This is a genomic window from Lysobacter sp. Hz25, assembly GCF_046097045.1.
Lineage (GTDB): Bacteria > Pseudomonadota > Gammaproteobacteria > Xanthomonadales > Xanthomonadaceae > Lysobacter > Lysobacter antibioticus_B.
Genome location: NZ_CP175666.1, coordinates 4,803,971 through 4,820,749 on the forward strand (window position 1 = coordinate 4,803,971; position 16,779 = coordinate 4,820,749).

At 61.7% G+C, this 16,779-nt stretch carries 11 protein-coding genes, 2 tRNA genes, 3 rRNA genes and 1 other RNA gene; 10 read left to right on the forward strand and 7 right to left on the reverse strand.

The features are described 5' to 3' along the window. Positions 1 to 107 precede the first annotated feature (107 nt). The 7 genes from ACKN61_RS19760 (at position 108) to ACKN61_RS19790 (ending at position 4,645) form a co-directional block, all read left to right on the forward strand. On the forward strand, positions 108 to 329 hold the full coding sequence (locus tag ACKN61_RS19760; RefSeq protein WP_031373971.1) for a TIGR02449 family protein: 222 nt from the start codon (positions 108 to 110) through the stop codon (positions 327 to 329). Between the two features lie 10 nt (positions 330 to 339). After that, positions 340 to 645 carry a cell division protein ZapA gene (locus tag ACKN61_RS19765; RefSeq protein WP_031373970.1) on the forward strand — a complete coding sequence of 102 codons (306 nt, stop codon included), beginning with the start codon at positions 340 to 342 and terminating at the stop codon, positions 643 to 645. 224 nt (positions 646 to 869) lie between these two features. Further along, a non-coding RNA gene (gene ssrS, locus ACKN61_RS19770) (6S RNA) lies at positions 870 to 1,056 on the forward strand. A 98-nt stretch (positions 1,057 to 1,154) separates the two neighbouring features. Next, positions 1,155 to 1,748, forward strand: coding sequence for a 5-formyltetrahydrofolate cyclo-ligase (locus tag ACKN61_RS19775; RefSeq protein WP_408950899.1), 594 nt, complete (start codon positions 1,155 to 1,157; stop codon positions 1,746 to 1,748). A 14-nt stretch (positions 1,749 to 1,762) separates the two neighbouring features. After that, a complete protein-coding gene (locus ACKN61_RS19780) occupies positions 1,763 to 2,233 on the forward strand; it encodes an EVE domain-containing protein (protein ID WP_031373968.1) in 471 nt (156 codons plus the stop codon). 110 nt (positions 2,234 to 2,343) lie between these two features. After that, a complete protein-coding gene (gene rpiA, locus ACKN61_RS19785; RefSeq protein WP_408950900.1) occupies positions 2,344 to 3,006 on the forward strand; it encodes a ribose-5-phosphate isomerase RpiA in 663 nt (220 codons plus the stop codon). Between the two features lie 136 nt (positions 3,007 to 3,142). Then, positions 3,143 to 4,645: a DNA polymerase thumb domain-containing protein gene (locus ACKN61_RS19790; protein ID WP_408950901.1), complete on the forward strand. Its 1,503-nt coding sequence runs from the start codon at positions 3,143 to 3,145 to the stop codon at positions 4,643 to 4,645. 129 nt (positions 4,646 to 4,774) lie between these two features. Here ACKN61_RS19790 and ACKN61_RS19795 read toward each other — a convergent pair whose 3' ends face one another. From ACKN61_RS19795 to ACKN61_RS19820, 6 genes are all read right to left on the reverse strand, one after another. Next, the gene (locus ACKN61_RS19795) at positions 4,775 to 6,604 is read right to left on the reverse strand and encodes an ABC transporter ATP-binding protein (protein WP_408953873.1); all 1,830 of its coding nucleotides are present in this window, start codon (positions 6,602 to 6,604) and stop codon (positions 4,775 to 4,777) included. A 1,446-nt stretch (positions 6,605 to 8,050) separates the two neighbouring features. Beyond that, a 5S ribosomal RNA gene (rrf, locus tag ACKN61_RS19800) occupies positions 8,051 to 8,165 on the reverse strand. Between the two features lie 172 nt (positions 8,166 to 8,337). Further along, positions 8,338 to 11,205 (reverse strand): 23S ribosomal RNA (locus ACKN61_RS19805). Between the two features lie 234 nt (positions 11,206 to 11,439). Continuing rightward, positions 11,440 to 11,516 (reverse strand) — tRNA-Ile (locus ACKN61_RS19810). A 32-nt stretch (positions 11,517 to 11,548) separates the two neighbouring features. Next, positions 11,549 to 11,624: transfer RNA gene (locus ACKN61_RS19815), tRNA-Ala, on the reverse strand. Between the two features lie 106 nt (positions 11,625 to 11,730). Then, positions 11,731 to 13,275 (reverse strand): 16S ribosomal RNA (locus ACKN61_RS19820). Together the 16S, 23S and 5S rRNA genes with 2 tRNA genes alongside form the textbook arrangement of a ribosomal RNA operon. A 675-nt stretch (positions 13,276 to 13,950) precedes the next feature. On the opposite strand from ACKN61_RS19820, the gene ACKN61_RS19825 reads away from it, so the two are divergent. After that, positions 13,951 to 14,394, forward strand: a complete 444-nt coding sequence (locus ACKN61_RS19825) for a DUF192 domain-containing protein (protein ID WP_408953874.1) — start codon at positions 13,951 to 13,953, stop codon at positions 14,392 to 14,394. A gap of 152 nt (positions 14,395 to 14,546) precedes the next feature. Here the strand turns inward: ACKN61_RS19825 and ACKN61_RS19830 are convergent, their stop codons facing one another. Beyond that, positions 14,547 to 14,738 carry a rubredoxin gene (locus tag ACKN61_RS19830; RefSeq protein WP_036115753.1) on the reverse strand — a complete coding sequence of 64 codons (192 nt, stop codon included), beginning with the start codon at positions 14,736 to 14,738 and terminating at the stop codon, positions 14,547 to 14,549. Positions 14,739 to 14,806: 68 nt separating this feature from the next. Between ACKN61_RS19830 and thiE the strand changes: the two genes are divergently transcribed. Together thiE and hemL are read left to right on the forward strand one after the other, a co-directional pair. Next, positions 14,807 to 15,445, forward strand: a complete 639-nt coding sequence (thiE, locus tag ACKN61_RS19835; protein ID WP_408950902.1) for a thiamine phosphate synthase — start codon at positions 14,807 to 14,809, stop codon at positions 15,443 to 15,445. After that, positions 15,438 to 16,721, forward strand: coding sequence for a glutamate-1-semialdehyde 2,1-aminomutase (hemL, locus tag ACKN61_RS19840; RefSeq protein WP_408950903.1), 1,284 nt, complete (start codon positions 15,438 to 15,440; stop codon positions 16,719 to 16,721). The genes thiE and hemL overlap by 8 nt, the downstream gene beginning before the upstream one ends. Positions 16,722 to 16,779 lie beyond the last annotated feature (58 nt).

Genomic DNA, 16,779 nt, shown 5'->3' on the forward strand with positions numbered 1-16,779 from the left:
CGCCCCGAAGCCGCCAGCGACCCGACGCCCGACCGATTCCCGACTCCCGATAGCCGATTCCCGGCAGCGCCTTGACCGCCCCCGCCCCAGCCTGCCATCGTGCCGGGATGGATCGCACCGAACTCATCACCGAATTGCAGTCGCTGCTGACCCGCGTCGACGAACTCGGCGATCGCGTGCGTCGTCTCAGCGAAGAGAACCGCAGCCTGCGTCAACAGCAGGAACAACTGGTCGGCGAGCGCTCGGCGCTGCTGGCCAAGAACGAGCAGGCCCGCACCCGCGTCGAGGCCATGATCGCGCGACTGAAGTCGCTGGAGCAGCACACGTGAATCCGAACCGATGAGCACGACCAGCGAAGCCGTCAGCATCCGCCTGCTCGACCGCGAATACACCGTCGGCTGCGAGCCGTCCGAACGCGACGACCTGCTCGCCGCCGCGCGCATGCTCGACAGCAAGATGCGCGAAATCCGCGGCAGCAACCGCATGGCCGCGCTCGACCGCGTCGCCGTGCTCGCCGCGCTCAACTTCGCCCACGAACTGCAGCAGCTGCGCGGCGACGGCGACCATCGCGACCGCGAAATCTCGCGCACCCTCGACGAACTGCATCGCAAGCTCGACAGCCTGTTCGACGCCGCGATCCGCTGAACCGCCGATCCGCTGAATCCGGGCGGCTCGCCCTTCGCCGCAAGCCTTGGCGCAAGCGGTTTTTTGTGACTTCGAGCATTGTCGCGTCGGGCGTTGCCGCTTGGCGTTTGTCTCATCCGGCCCCGTTCATCCGCGCTCGCGGATCGATCAAGCGCATGAACCGCAACGCAGCGTCGCCGACGAGCGGGCCCGCTGCGAGCGATGCGCGCGCTATACTCCGCGCACGTCCTCTGCTGTGCTCGACGGCGTGCGCAAACATTCGCCTTGTCCCTTAATTACGACCACGGGGGCGCAACGGGAATCCGGAGTGCAAGTCCGCCTCGCAGCGGGAAGCCCGAAGATCCCCAAGCGTTCCCACTTGAACCCCGGGTTCAAGGTCGTTTCGCACGCATCGACATTGGCGGAGGACTACTCATCCCGGAACGGGCGCGACGTCACGAAAGTGATTCGCGCCCGTTGCCTTGTCCGGAGCGCCCGCGCTTCCGTTTTCCCCCAGGACCCCGCGCCGAATGACGGTTGACCGTACGACGCTGCGCCGCGAACTGCGCGCGCAACGCCGCAATCTCGCCGCCCCCGCGCGCATCGCCGCCGCCGAATCCCTGGCCGCCCGCCTGCTGGCGCTGCCGTTCGCGCCCGCCACCGGCTATGTCGCCGGTTATTGGGCCATGGACGGCGAAATCGCCCTGCATGCCTGGCAGCTGCGCCTGCCGCCGGGCTGTGTGTACTGCCTGCCGGTGCTGCACGAAGACCAGCGCCTGCGCTTCGCCCCGTGGCGCCCGGGCGATGCCCTGGTCGGCAACCGCTTCGGCATCCCCGAGCCCGACGTCAGCCCCAGCTCGCTGCTCGAGCCTGAACACATGAGTCTGGTCGTGCTGCCGCTGGTCGGCTTCGACCCGCGCGGCCACCGGCTCGGCATGGGAGGCGGCTGGTACGATCGCAGCTTCGCGTTCCGCCAACGCAGCCCGGCCCCGCCGTGGCTGGCCGGCGCCGCGTTCGAACTGCAACGCATCGATGCGCTCGACAACGCCGATTGGGACGTAGCGCTCGATGCGGTTTGTACGGAAGTCCAGACTCTGGATTGCCGTTCCCCCCTGTTCGTCTGACCGTTGAGCACCGCATGACCGCACGCCGCCGCTACTGGCTGATGAAGTCCGAACCGGACACGTTTTCCATCGACGATCTGCAACGCGTCCGTACCGAACCCTGGAACGGCGTGCGCAATTATCAGGCCCGCAATTTCATGCGCGACGGCATGAAGGTCGGCGATGGCGTGTTGTTCTATCACTCCAACACCGCCGTGCCCGGCATTGCCGGCCTCGCCACGATCGCCAGCGAAGCCTACCCGGACCCGACCCAGTTCGACGCCAAGTCCGACTACTACGACGGCAAGAGCTCGCGCGAAGACCCGCGCTGGCTGCTGGTCGACGTCGCCTTCGAACGCAAGTTCGAGCGGGTGATCCCGCTCGACGAAATCAAGGCCCGCGCCGACGACCTCGGCGAGGACTTCGCCCTGACCCGCCGCGGCAACCGCCTCTCGGTGCTGCCGGTGACGGCGGCGCAGTGGAAGGTGTTGTTGTCGATGGAGTAGTGGAGCCGAGATTCGGGATTGGGGATTCGGGATTCGCAAACCCGCTCCTCCCGACCGAACCCACCTCCCCCGCTTTCTTTTCCAATCCCGAATCCCGAATCTCGAATCCCATGTCTGAAGCCAAACGCCTGGCCGGCGAAAAAGCCATCGACTACATCGAAGACGGCATGATCGTCGGCGTAGGCACCGGTTCCACCGTCGCCTTTTTCATCGAGGCTCTGGGCCGGCACAAGGAGCGCATCAAAGGCGCGGTGTCGAGTTCCGAACAGAGCACCGCGCGCCTGCAGGCGCTCGGCATCGAAGTGCTCGACCTCAACGCCACCGGCCCGCTGTCGTTGTACGTCGACGGCGCCGACGAATGCGATCCGCACAAACGCCTAATCAAGGGCGGCGGCGCCGCGCTCACCCGCGAAAAGATCATCGCCGAGGCCAGCGCGAAGTTCGTCTGCATCGTCGATCCGGCCAAGCGCGTCGACGTGCTCGGCAAGTTCCCGCTGCCGGTCGAGGTCGTGCCGATGGCGCGCAGCCTGGTCGCGCGCGAGATCCTGGCGATGACCCGCGGCCAGCCGGTGTGGCGTCAGGACGCCAACGGCGCCGGCGTGGTCACCGACAACGGCAACCTCATCCTCGACATCCACGGCCTGGCGATCACCGACCCGGTGGCGATGGAATCGGCGATCAACCAGATCCCCGGCGTGGTCAGCGTCGGTCTGTTCGCGCGCCGCCCGGCCGACATCGTCATCGTCGGCGGCGAGCCGCCGATCGTTCTGTAAGCCACTGATTTAGAACGTCTCTCAGCAGACGAGACGGCCTGCCGCCAGAATCGGCAGGTCGTCCGCACCGCCCGCCCGGCGCATCCCAGGCGGCCGGTTGCGCGGCGCGATACCGCCCCCATGCCGGCCCGCCGCCATGACCCTGCGCTGCCTGTTCGTCGACTTCAATTCCTACTTCGCCTCGGTCGAGCAATTCGACCGCGAGGAATTGCGCGGCCGTCCGGTCGGCGTGGTGCCGGTGTTGGCGGCCACCACCTGCTGCATCGCCGCCAGCCGCGAGGCCAAGGTCCACGGCATCAAGACCGGCACGCCGGTGCACGAGGCGATGGCGCGCTGCCCCGATATCGCCATCGTCGAAGCGCGCCCGGCGCGCTACGTCGATCTGCATCATCGTTTGATCGCGGCGATCCAGGATTGCATTCCGATCGACGGCGAACCGCTGTCGATCGACGAAGTCGCTTGCCGCCTGATCGGCCGCGAACGCCAACGCGACAACGCGATCGCGATCGCCCACCGGATCAAGCAGACCTTGATCGATCGCGGGCTCGCTCCGGCGATCCGCTGCTCGATCGGCATCGCCCCGAACACCTTCCTGGCCAAGACCGCCTCCGACATGCAGAAGGTCGACGGCCTGACCGTGGTCGAGCTGGGCGATCTGCCGCAGGCGCTGCACGGGCTGGAACTGCAGGATCTGTGCGGTGTCGGCCCGTCGATGCTGCAGCGTTTGCGCGATGCCGGTATCGACACCGTCGAACAACTCACCGCCGCACCACGCGAACACTTGCGCGCGGTCTGGGGCGGGATCGAAGGCGAACGTTTCTGGGCGCAGTTGCGCGGCATCGAACCGACGTCGCGGCAACGCAAGACGGTCGGTTCGGTCGGTCATTCGCACGTGCTGGACCCGCAGATGCGCAGCGCCGACAGCATGCGCTCGGTGCTGTTCAAATTGCTCGCCAAGGCGGCGATGCGGATGCGCGGCGAGCGGTGCCAGGCGCGCGGGATGAGCCTGCACGTGCGCTTCGCCGGCAAGGAACAACGCTTCAGCCGCAACCTGTCGTTCGCCGCGCTCGACGACACCCCCACCTTGCTGCAACTCATGGCCGAGGCGCTGGAACCGCTGATGCGCGGCGCCGCCAGCGGGCGGTGGAACGTCAAGCGTTTCCCGCCTTTGTCGGTCGCGGTGTCCTTGATCGACCTGCAACCCAACGCCGCCGACAGCGGCTCGCTGTTCGTCGAACGCGGACGCAGGCAGGCGCTGACCCGCGTGCTCGACCAGGTCAATCAGCGCTACGGCAATAACCGTCTGTATTTCGGCGCGATGCAGGACGCACTCGCCCAGGGCGCCGCGCCGATGCGCATCCCCTTCAGCCATATTCCCGAAGAATCCGCCGAAGCCGACCTCGGCGCCATCGCCCTGGTACCCGATCCGAGCATGAACGAGCTGTGGTTGCGACGGCTGCGCGAGTTCAATGTCATGGCCGAACATGCCCATCGCGAAGCGCGCGAAAACCCCGGCAAGCCCCTGCCGCCACCGGGGCCGTCGCCGATGCACCGTTCTTCCGGTGTCGGCGGCTGGGGCCGCAAACAACGCGAGAAAAACGACGACGACGGACGGGGCACCACCGGTTCGCTGTTCTAGCTATCGCAGAGGCGGCGTAGACCACGCCCCCGCAAATGGCTCCGCCCGCAAATGGCGCCGAAAGCCGCATGACGCCCCTCTCCCGCGAGCGGGAGAGGGAGTGGGGTGAGGGCAGTTGCTTACGAGCCATCAATCGACCGCGACGAACCCGCCGGTCTGCCGCTTCCACAGGCGCGCATACAAACCATCGCGGGCGATCAGTTCCTCGTGCGTACCGGTCTCGATGATGCGGCCCTTGTCCATCACCACCAGGCGATCCATGCGCGCGATCGTCGACAACCGATGGGCGATCGCGATCACCGTCTTGCCGGTCATCAACGTGTCCAGGCTGTCCTGGATCGCCGCTTCGGCCTCGGAATCCAGCGCCGAAGTCGCCTCATCGAGAATCAGGATCGGTGCGTTCTTGAGCAGCACGCGCGCTATCGCGATCCGCTGCCGCTGACCGCCCGACAGCTTGACGCCGCGTTCGCCGACCAAGGCTTCGTAACCGACTCGCCCCTCGCCATCGACCAGGCGAGGGATGAACTCGTCCGCACGCGCCTGACGCGCCGCCTCGGCCATCTCCGCTTCGCTCGCATCGGGACGGCCGTACAGCAGGTTGTCGCGAATCGAACGATGCAGCAGCGAAGTGTCCTGGGTGACCACGCCGATCTGCGAACGCAGGCTTTCCTGGGTTACGCCGGCGATGTCCTGGCCGTCGATCAGGATGCGGCCGCCTTCGAGATCGTACAGGCGCAGCAGGATGTTCATCAGCGTCGACTTGCCCGCACCTGACGGCCCGACCAGGCCGATCTTCTCGCCAGGCTTCACCGTCAGGTCCAGGTCGGCGATCAAACCGCTGTTCTGTCCGTAGTGGAAGTGCACGTTCTCGAAACGCACGCTGCCTTCGTCGACCTGCAGCGCTTTGGCCTCGGGGTGGTCGACCACCGTCAGCGGCCGCGAGATCGTCTCGATGCCGTCCTGCACCGTGCCGATGTCCTCGAAGATGCCGTTGATCGTCCACATGATCCAACCCGACATGTTGTGGATGCGGATCACCAGGCCGGTCGCCAACGCGATCGCGCCGACCGTGATCGCTCCGCGATGCCACAGCCACAAGGCCAGACCGGTGGTGCCGACGATCAGCAGACCGTTGAGCGTGGTGATGCTCACACCCATCAGCGTGGTCATGCGGGTCATGTCGCGCGACCGTTGGGTCTGCTCGATCATGGCCTCGGCCACGTATTCCTCTTCGCGCCGCGAGTGCGCGAACAGCTTGAGCGTGGCGATGTTCGAGTAGCCGTCGACGATGCGCCCCATCAACTTGGAACGCGCATCCGAGGCCCGCCATGAGCGCAGCTTCACCCGCGGCACGAAGTAGCGCAGCAGACCGATATAAACCACGATCCACACCGCCAACGGCAACACCAGCCAAACGTCCGCCTGCGCGAACAAGTAGATCGCCGACGCCGAGTACACGATCACGTACCAGATCGCGTCGAACGCCTGGGTCGTGGACTCGCGCAAGGACGGGCCGGTCTGCATGATCCGATTCGCGACACGGCCGGCAAAGTCGTTCTGGAAAAAGCTGAGGCTTTGCTTGAGCATGTAACGGTGGGTCTGCCAACGCACCAGGTTGGTCATGCTCGGATGTACCGTCTGATTGAGCAGCAAATCGTGCAAGCCGAGGAACAGCGGCCGCGCCAACAGCATTACCACGGCCATCCACAGCAACTCACCGCCGTGCTGCGCGAACAGTTCCTTGCTCGGCGTGGTATTGACCAGGTCGATGACGCGACCGAGGTAGTCGAACATCGCAACCTCTACGATCGCGACCAGGAAACCGACCACCGTCAGCACTGCGAACACAGGCCAGGCCTGTCTTATGAAATGCCGGTAGAACCCGGTGACGGTGTTCGGCGGCATCGTCTCCGGCGCCGGCCGGAACGGGTCGATCAACGATTCGAACCAACGAAAAATCATCATGGCGTTGAGCCTTGTTTGAACTTGGAAAGACTCCCGTGCGCGCCGCGTTTTCCGAGCCGAGACAGGCGCGGAAACAGCGATGCGAGGACGAGCGGCGCTGCTGCGCCGGATCGGATGACGGGAGTTAGGCGGCGGACGAGCGCGGGCGATCCAGGGCCAGGAAGGCCCGGAACGGCGGTCGTTCAGCCGGAGGCGGCCCAGGCATCGCCCGGTACCGCAAGCGCCGACTTAACGGCGGACTTTGCCGGTGATTGTGAACTTCATCGTGCTTCTCCTTGCGATCCCGGGGCGTCGCCGGGCACATGTGGCTCGACGCGCGAATCGCTGATGGGTGACCCGGCCGAAGTCTAACGCGCTTATGTTGCCGGCGACATCCGCCCAAAGTCGGTGTGGGCCGGGTTGCAGAGGCTGCCCATCCAGTTTCCGGCCGCCGTAAGAATTGCCTGGACCGCAGTCCACGTGCGGCCGAAGCGCCCAGGCCAATCGTGCTGTTCTGTTTTTTCGACACCGCCTCGCCAAAGCCGAGCGCGAAGCCGCCCATGTCGGCAAGGCTGAGCGTAGCCGTTGCCGTTGCCGTTGCCGTTGCCGTTGCCGTAGCCGTAGCCGTAGCCGTAGCCGTAGCCGTAGCCGTAGCCAAGATTTTGATCTGCTTTGGCGCTTTGCCGGTCAAGTGGAGACCCGAAGGGCGGCGCACAGGACGTGCGCCGTTTTTCGATAGGACAAGGATGTCCTATCGAAAAATCCCTGCGCAGGCATCGCACTCGTGGCCTGTGCCCTTGCAAGGAGAGCCCTTTTCTTTGGTTACTTTCTTTTGGGCTTAGCAAAAGAAAGTAACCCGGCCGCGTAGCGGACGGAAGCTCTGCACTTGCTTATGGCTTTCATACAAGCAAGATCAAACGATAAGAGCTTCCGCCACTAAAGCGGCGGGTTACTTTCTTTTGTCATAAGCAACAAAAGTCCGTCTGGATTCCCTTCGGTCAAAGGTAACCAAAGAAAAATGCTTTTCTTTGAATCAAGGGCCCGCGCGCTCGATGCCGACGCAGGGATTTTTCATACGGGACATCCCTGTCCCGATGAAAAACGGCGCGCATCCTTGCGCGCCGCTCTTCGGGTCTTCGATTGCCTTCGCGAGTGCAGGGCGGCGCACAGCAACCGCAATCTCCTGACGGCTACCGATGCCGCTATTTAGGTGCCAAGACATCGCGGCCTTTGCGCGCCCCAGCAGGCCACCTCGATAAACGACATCGGCGTTGTTTTCTCAACGCATTCGTGGTCGCGACTGACGTCGCTCCTACAGGTGGCACGGCGGCGATTAACGTCCGGTATCGAAGCGGGCCCCGAACTTAATGGGCTGGGATTAAGTGTTGGCTTGATTCCGGGTTAAAACGCGGACAAAGAAAAACGCCGCAACCTGTGGGTTGCGGCGTTTTAGGGTAAAGCCCCTGGCGATGACCTACTCTTGCATGGCTTAGGCCACACTACCATCGGCGCATGTGCGTTTCACTTCCGAGTTCGGGATGGGATCGGGTGGTGCCACACAGCTATTATCACCAGGGAGAGGGTGGAGGGTCGCCGTCTTCGTTGTATTGAAGTAGCGCACACGCTCTCGTTGGGTTGCTTCAGACGGGATGGTCTCCGTCATCGGCGAATAAGTTGGAATGTAGCGAACAGTATTTTGGGCGAAACGTCTAGAACGTGTCAATGAAGCCAAGGCAACTTGAGGTTATATGGTCAAGCCACACGGATCATTAGTACAGGTTAGCTCAATGCGTTGCCGCACTTACACACCCTGCCTATCAACCACCTAGTCTTGATGGTTCCTTTAGGGGACTTAAAGTCCCGGGAGATCTCATCTTGAGGCGCGCTTCCCGCTTAGATGCTTTCAGCGGTTATCGCTTCCGAACATAGCTACCCGGCAGTGCCACTGGCGTGACAACCGGAACACCAGAGGTTCGTCCACTCCGGTCCTCTCGTACTAGGAGCAGCCCCTCTCAAATCTCCAACGCCCACGACAGATAGGGACCGAACTGTCTCACGACGTTCTGAACCCAGCTCGCGTACCACTTTAAATGGCGAACAGCCATACCCTTGGGACCGACTACAGCCCCAGGATGTGATGAGCCGACATCGAGGTGCCAAACACCGCCGTCGATATGAACTCTTGGGCGGTATCAGCCTGTTATCCCCGGAGTACCTTTTATCCGTTGAGCGATGGCCCTTCCATACAGAACCACCGGATCACTAAGACCTACTTTCGTACCTGCTTGATCCGTCGATCTTGCAGTCAAGCACGCTTATGCCTTTGCACACAGTGCGCGATGTCCGACCGCGCTGAGCGTACCTTCGTGCTCCTCCGTTACACTTTGGGAGGAGACCGCCCCAGTCAAACTACCCACCATACACGGTCCCCGACCCGGATTACGGGCCTAGGTTAGAACGTCAAGCACGACAGGGTGGTATTTCAAGGATGGCTCCACCACAGCTAGCGCCATGGTTTCATAGCCTCCCACCTATCCTACACAGACGAACTCAACGTTCAGTGTAAAGCTATAGTAAAGGTTCACGGGGTCTTTCCGTCTTGCCGCGGGAACGCTGCATCTTCACAGCGATTTCAATTTCACTGAGTCTCGGGTGGAGACAGCGCCGCTGTCGTTACGCCATTCGTGCAGGTCGGAACTTACCCGACAAGGAATTTCGCTACCTTAGGACCGTTATAGTTACGGCCGCCGTTTACTGGGGCTTCGATCAAGAGCTTCGCCTTGCGGCTGACCCCATCAATTAACCTTCCAGCACCGGGCAGGCGTCACACCCTATACGTCCACTTTCGTGTTTGCAGAGTGCTGTGTTTTTGATAAACAGTCGCAGCGGCCTGGTCACTGCGGCCCCTCCCAGCTATTCACCAGAAAGGGCGCACCTTCTCCCGAAGTTACGGTGCTATTTTGCCTAGTTCCTTCACCCGAGTTCTCTCAAGCGCCTTAGAATTCTCATCCTGCCCACCTGTGTCGGTTTACGGTACGGTCTGCGTAAGCTGAAGCTTAGGAGCTTTTCCTGGAAGCGTGATATCAGCAGCCTAGTCCAAAAGGACCGGTCCTTAGTCTCAACGTTGCCCCCCCGGATTTGCCTAAGGGGACCGCCTCAACTCTCTCACCAGGACAACCAACGCCTGGCCTGCTTAACCTTCTCCGTCCCTCCATCGCACTTACGCGAGGTGCAGGAATATTAACCTGCTTCCCATCGACTACGCATTTCTGCCTCGCCTTAGGGGCCGACTCACCCTGCGTCGATTAACGTTGCGCAAGGAAACCTTGGGCTTTCGGCGTGCGGGCTTTTCACCCGCATTATCGTTACTCATGTCAGCATTCGCACTTCCGATACCTCCAGCGGACTTCTCAATCCACCTTCAACGGCTTACGGAACGCTCCTCTACCGCGCATCACAAAGTGATGCACCCCAAGCTTCGGTTTATCGCTTAGCCCCGTTAAATCTTCCGCGCAGACCGACTCGACCAGTGAGCTATTACGCTTTCTTTAAAGGGTGGCTGCTTCTAAGCCAACCTCCTGGCTGTCTGTGCCTTTCCACATCGTTCACCACTTAGCGATAAATTTGGGACCTTAGCTGTGGGTCTGGGTTGTTTCCCTTTTCACGACGGACGTTAGCACCCGCCGTGTGTCTCCCGGATAGTACGTACTGGTATTCGGAGTTTGCCATGGTTTGGTAAGTCGCAATGACCCCCTAGCCATAACAGTGCTCTACCCCCAGTAGTATTCGTCCGAGGCGCTACCTAAATAGCTTTCGAGGAGAACCAGCTATCTCCGGGTTCGATTAGCTTTTCACTCCTAATCACACCTCATCCCCTACCTTTGCAACGGGAGTGGGTTCGGGCCTCCAGTTGATGTTACTCAACCTTCACCCTGGGCATGACTAGATCACCCGGTTTCGGGTCTACTGCCCGCGACTATGCGCCCTTATCAGACTCGGTTTCCCTTCGCCTCCCCTATACGGTTAAGCTTGCCACGAACAGTAAGTCGCTGACCCATTATACAAAAGGTACGCAGTCACTCCTTGCGGAGCTCCTACTGCTTGTACGCACACGGTTTCAGGGTCTATTTCACTCCCTTCACCAGGGTTCTTTTCGCCTTTCCCTCACGGTACTGGTTCACTATCGGTCGGTCAGGAGTATTTAGCCTTGGAGGATGGTCCCCCCATGTTCAGACAGGGTTTCTCGTGCCCCGCCCTACTCGATTTCATCGCATCAGCCCCTTCGCATACAGGGCTGTCACCTTCTATGGCCGAGCTTTCCAACTCGTTTTGCTGAAGCTGATGCAACTTAAGGGCTAGTCCCCGTTCGCTCGTCACTACTTAGGGAATCTCGGTTGATTTCTTTTCCTCCGGGTACTTAGATATTTCAGTTCTCCGGGTTCGCTTCCAGCAGCTATGTATTCACTGCAGGATACCTATTGCTAGGTGGGTTTCCCCATTCGGACATCGTGGGATCAATGCTTATTGCCAGCTCCCCCACGCTTTTCGCAGGCTGTCACGTCCTTCATCGCCTCTGACCGCCAAGGCATCCACCGTGTGCGCTTATTCGCTTGACCATATAACCCCAAGTTGCCTCAGGATTATCGATTCACGAACAAATCAACAACTTCAAATGTTAGGGCCTCTTGGGCCCCGCCTTAGCCTCACGACACGTTTGGACATTCCGTCTCAAAACGCTCGCTACATTCCAGTTTTTCAAAGAACACTTCAAAGGCTTCAGCGCCTTCGAAGTTTCAAATCTTTATGTGTGCGCAGTTCAGAGTTTTGTCTCGCTCCAGCTTTCGCCAGGGTGGTGGGTCTGGGAGGACTCGAACCACCGGCCTCACCCTTATCAGGGGTGCGCTCTAACCACCTGAGCTACAGACCCAATTCGTCCCTAAGGACTACTTACTGGCTAGGTGGTGGAGCTTGTCGGGATCGAACCGACGACCCCCTGCTTGCAAAGCAGGTGCTCTCCCAGCTGAGCTAAAGCCCCATCGAAACGGGACGACTCCTCGATCACCCCAAGGCGATCGGGAACTCTGAAATGCAGGTCACTTGTGCGGACGTCTGGACAGGCAATTAACTGTCTTTTTGTCTCTAAAGGAGGTGATCCAGCCGCACCTTCCGATACGGCTACCTTGTTACGACTTCACCCCAGTCATCGGCCACACCGTGGCAAGCGCCCTCCCGAAGGTTAAGCTACCTGCTTCTGGTGCAACAAACTCCCATGGTGTGACGGGCGGTGTGTACAAGGCCCGGGAACGTATTCACCGCAGCAATGCTGATCTGCGATTACTAGCGATTCCGACTTCACGGAGTCGAGTTGCAGACTCCGATCCGGACTGAGATAGGGTTTCTGGGATTGGCTTGCCCTCGCGGGTTTGCAGCCCTCTGTCCCTACCATTGTAGTACGTGTGTAGCCCTGGTCGTAAGGGCCATGATGACTTGACGTCATCCCCACCTTCCTCCGGTTTGTCACCGGCGGTCTCCTTAGAGTTCCCACCATTACGTGCTGGCAACTAAGGACAAGGGTTGCGCTCGTTGCGGGACTTAACCCAACATCTCACGACACGAGCTGACGACAGCCATGCAGCACCTGTCTCACGGTTCCCGAAGGCACCAATCCATCTCTGGAAAGTTCCGTGGATGTCAAGACCAGGTAAGGTTCTTCGCGTTGCATCGAATTAAACCACATACTCCACCGCTTGTGCGGGCCCCCGTCAATTCCTTTGAGTTTCAGTCTTGCGACCGTACTTCCCAGGCGGCGAACTTAACGCGTTAGCTTCGATACTGAGAGCCAAGTTGCTCCCAACATCCAGTTCGCATCGTTTAGGGCGTGGACTACCAGGGTATCTAATCCTGTTTGCTCCCCACGCTTTCGTGCCTCAGTGTCAGTGCTGGTCCAGGTAGTCGCCTTCGCCACAGATGTTCCTCCCGATATCTACGCATTTCACTGCTACACCGGGAATTCCACTACCCTCTACCGCACTCTAGTAAGCCAGTTTCCAATGCCATTCCCAGGTTGAGCCCAGGGCTTTCACATCAGACTTAACAAACCACCTACGCACGCTTTACGCCCAGTAATTCCGAGTAACGCTTGCACCCTTCGTATTACCGCGGCTGCTGGCACGAAGTTAGCCGGTGCTTATTCTTCCGGTACCGTCATGACCTCGGGGTATTAACCCGAAGCTTTTCTTTCCGGACAAAAGTGCTTTACAACCCGAAGGCCTTCTTCACACACGCGGCATGGCTGGATCAGGCTTGCGCCCATTGTCCAATATTCCCCACTGCTGCCTCCCGTAGGAGTCTGGACCGTGTCTCAGTTCCAGTGTGGCTGATCATCCTCTCAGACCAGCTACGGATCGTCGCCTTGGTGGGCCTTTACCCCGCCAACTAGCTAATCCGACGTCGGCTCATCTATCTGCGCGAAGCCCGAAGGTCCTCCGCTTTCACCCGTAGGTCGTATGCGGTATTAGCGTAAGTTTCCCTACGTTATCCCCCACAAATAGGCAGATTCCGACGTATTCCTCACCCGTCCGCCACTCGCCACCCAAGGAGCAAGCTCCTCTGTGCTGCCGTTCGACTTGCATGTGTTAGGCCTGCCGCCAGCGTTCACTCTGAGCCAGGATCAAACTCTTCACTTAAATGTTTCGATTCCAGCCTTGCGGCCTTCATCAATGCTTTGAGTGCAGACTTCGCCCCAGGCCCTCATTACTCAATTACTCGCATTTGCATGCTTTCTTCAATCATTTGGACTCTGTTACGAACGTCTGCAAGATGGACAATCATCCACCCGCCAGACGCCCGCACAAGTCACCTGCGCACACTGTCAAAGATCGTCGAAACCGGCCTCAGCGCCTTGTTTCGTGCTCGTCACCGAAGTGCCCGAGCGAGCCGCACACTATACAGCAGTTTTCGTGAACGTCAACACCTGTCCGCGAAACTTTTTGCTGCCTCCCGACTCGTCGTCCGCTTCGTTTTTCCGAAGCTTCCGTCTCACCGGGCCGCGCATCTTACAGCATGTTTTCGACTCGTCAACACTTATCGAAACCGCCGTTTTCTGCGCCCCACCAACCTTACAAACCGGTCAGCGGGCCGCGCATCTTACAGCAATGTTTCAGACCGTCAACACCTGTCGAAACCGCCATTTCTGCGCGTCCCCGCCGTGCGATGCGTCTGCTCAGCGGGGCCGCGCATTATGCATACATGAATACGCATTGGGAAGAGGATCACGAAAAGAATTTCACAGCGTTCGCATTGACGCGCGCCGGCCGCTTCGATGATGTTCCAAGCATTCTCCAATCGCAGGGATGAGCGCCATGTCGACGCTACGTGCAGCGATCGTTTGCCTGGGCCTGCTCCTCTCAGGCTGTGCATCCAATGACGGCGAATCCTGGGTGGAACTCGCGGGTCGCCGCTATTCGGTGGAAGTCGCCGCCGACGATGAATCCAGGGCGCGCGGGCTGATGTTCCGCGACGAGATGGCCGCCGACCGGGGCATGGTGTTCGTCCACGACGGCGAACAGGCGCTGGCCTACTGGATGAAGAACACGCGGATCCCGCTCGACATCCTCTACTTCGATGCCCGCGGGCGGCTGGTGTCGCAACGCCGCGATGTGCCGCCGTGCTCGGCCGGCGATGCCTGCCCGCCCTATCCGAGCGATGCGCCGGCGAAGTATGTGCTTGAGCTCAATGCCGGCCAGGCGGCTCAATTGAACCTGCGCGACGGTGCCGCGCTGCAGTTCGGGCCGGGGATCGAATAAAGACGGGCGGTGGGATCACGCCGGCCTGGGCAGGCCCCGCCATGCGGGATACCTGTGTCGGGCACCTTCACGTAGGGAAGGACACCCAAGAAGCGAGCCAAACCGGCCAGGGCCGGCGATCCGCCGGGGCGGGACGCCCGCGCAGCGGCGCTTCAGACTTCCATCATCTCGAAATCGTCCTTGGTCACCCCGCAATCCGGGCAGGTCCAGGTGTCCGGCACGTCCGCCCAGCGCGTTCCCGGAGCCAGGCCCTCTTCCGGCAGCCCCAGGGCTTCGTCGTAAATGAAGCCGCACACGACGCACATCCAGGTGCGGTAGGCGGTGGTCGCGGCGATCTCGGACATGGGCGGATAATGCGGGGATTGCGGGACGCGCATTGTCACACCCCGCCCTCCCCGACGGAAGCCGACCCATGAATTCTCCTTGGCCGCGCCGCGGCCTGTACGCGATCACGCCCGACGAAGCCGACACCGGTCGTTTGACGGCCCGGGTCGATGCCGTGCTGGCGGCCGGCGCCCAGTGGCTGCAATACCGAAACAAATCCGCCGGCGCCGCCCTGCGCCGGCAACAGGCCTTGGCCCTGCTGGCGATATGCCGGCGCCATCGCGTGCCGCTGATCGTCAACGACGATTGGCGTTTGGCCGCCGAAATCGGCGCCGACGGCGCGCACCTGGGCGAAGACGACGGCCAACTCAGCGCGGCCCGCGCCGCGCTCGGCCCCGATGCGATCCTCGGCGCCTCGTGTTACGACGATATCGAACTCGCCCGCAGCGCCGCCGCCCAGGGCGCCGGCTACGTCGCTTTCGGCGCCTTCTTCCCCTCGCCGACCAAACCGCATGCGCGGCGGGCCTCGCCTCAGTTGCTGACGCAAGCGGCGGCGCTGAACCTGCCGCGGGTGGCCATCGGCGGCATCACCCCGGACAATGCGCGCTCGCTCGTCGATGCCGGCGCCGATTTGCTGGCGGTCATCAGCGGCGTGTTCGATGCGCCCGACCCGGCCGCTGCGGTGCGCGCCTACCTTTCCTGTTTCGAAGAAGCCCCCCATGAATAACACCCGCTCCCACGAGCTGTTCACCCGCGCGTCCGAACTGCTGCCCGGCGGCGTCAATTCGCCGGTGCGCGCCTTCAAGTCGGTCGGCGGCGAACCGTTCTTCGCCGAACGCGCCGAACGCGCTCATCTGTACGACGTCGACGGCAACCGCTATATCGACTACGTCGGCTCCTGGGGCCCGATGATCGCCGGCCACGCGCATCCGCAGGTATTGGCCGCGGTCGCCGAAACGATGCGTCACGGCCTCAGCTTCGGCGTGCCGAATGCGCTCGAGGTGACGATGGCCGAGGCGATCACCCGCATCGTGCCGAGCTGCGAGATGGTGCGCATGGTCAATTCGGGCACCGAAGCGACCTTGTCGGCGATCCGGGTGGCGCGCGGCGCGACCGGGCGCAGCCGCATCGTCAAGTTCGAGGGCTGCTATCACGGCCACGGCGACAGCTTCCTGGTCAAGGCCGGCAGCGGCGCACTGACCCTGGGCCTGCCGAACTCGCCGGGCGTGCCGTCGGCGCTCGCCGACCTGACCCTGACCCTGCCCTATAACGACTTCGACGCCGCGACCGCCCTGTTCGACGAAGTCGGCGACGAGATCGCCGGCTTGATCATCGAGCCGATCGTCGGCAACGCCAACTGCATCCTGCCGCGCAACGGCTACCTGCAGCATCTGCGCGAGCTGTGCACGAAGCACGGCGCGCTGTTGATCTTCGACGAAGTCATGACCGGCTTCCGCGTCGCCCTGGGCGGCGCGCAACAGCGTTACGGCATCGTTCCGGACCTGAGCACCTTCGGCAAGATCATCGGCGGCGGCATGCCGGTCGGCGCCTACGGCGGTCGCCGCGACCTGATGAGCCAGGTCGCGCCGAGCGGCCCGATCTACCAGGCCGGCACACTCAGCGGCAATCCGGTCGCGATGGCCGCGGGCCTGGCGACCCTGGAGCTGATCCAGGCGCCGGGCTTCCACGATGCCCTGGAACGCAGCACCCATGCGCTCTGCGATGGCCTGGAAAGCGCGGCGAAAGCCGCTGGAATCGCCTTCCACACCACCCGTGCGCCGGGCATGTTCGGCCTGTATTTCCGCGAAGGTCCGGTCGAAAGCTTCGCCGATGCCCTCGGCTCGGACACCCAGCGCTTCAACCGTTTCTTCCACGGCATGCTCGAACGCGGCGTGTATCTGGCGCCATCGGCATTCGAGGCCGGCTTCGTGTCGAGTGCGCACGGCGAGGCGGAAATCGCCGAGACGGTGGAAGCGGCGCGAGCGACGTTCGCTACGCTGTAAGGCGTCCACTCGCGGACTGAGGCAAGAGCAAATCCCCCCTGCCCCCCTTTTTCAAAGG

Excerpts from the sequence above, each read along its gene's own strand:
- ACKN61_RS19760 (WP_031373971.1), top strand. The coding sequence starts at position 108 with ATGGATCGCACCGAACTCATCACCGAATTGCAGTCGCTGCTGACCCGC.
- ACKN61_RS19765 (WP_031373970.1), top strand. The coding sequence starts at position 340 with ATGAGCACGACCAGCGAAGCCGTCAGCATCCGCCTGCTCGACCGCGAA.
- ACKN61_RS19775 (WP_408950899.1), top strand. The coding sequence starts at position 1,155 with ATGACGGTTGACCGTACGACGCTGCGCCGCGAACTGCGCGCGCAACGC.
- ACKN61_RS19780 (WP_031373968.1), top strand. The coding sequence starts at position 1,763 with ATGACCGCACGCCGCCGCTACTGGCTGATGAAGTCCGAACCGGACACG.
- rpiA (WP_408950900.1), top strand. The coding sequence starts at position 2,344 with ATGTCTGAAGCCAAACGCCTGGCCGGCGAAAAAGCCATCGACTACATC.
- ACKN61_RS19790 (WP_408950901.1), top strand. The coding sequence starts at position 3,143 with ATGACCCTGCGCTGCCTGTTCGTCGACTTCAATTCCTACTTCGCCTCG.
- ACKN61_RS19825 (WP_408953874.1), top strand. The coding sequence starts at position 13,951 with ATGTCGACGCTACGTGCAGCGATCGTTTGCCTGGGCCTGCTCCTCTCA.
- ACKN61_RS19830 (WP_036115753.1), bottom strand. The coding sequence starts at position 14,738 with ATGTCCGAGATCGCCGCGACCACCGCCTACCGCACCTGGATGTGCGTC.
- thiE (WP_408950902.1), top strand. The coding sequence starts at position 14,807 with ATGAATTCTCCTTGGCCGCGCCGCGGCCTGTACGCGATCACGCCCGAC.
- hemL (WP_408950903.1), top strand. The coding sequence starts at position 15,438 with ATGAATAACACCCGCTCCCACGAGCTGTTCACCCGCGCGTCCGAACTG.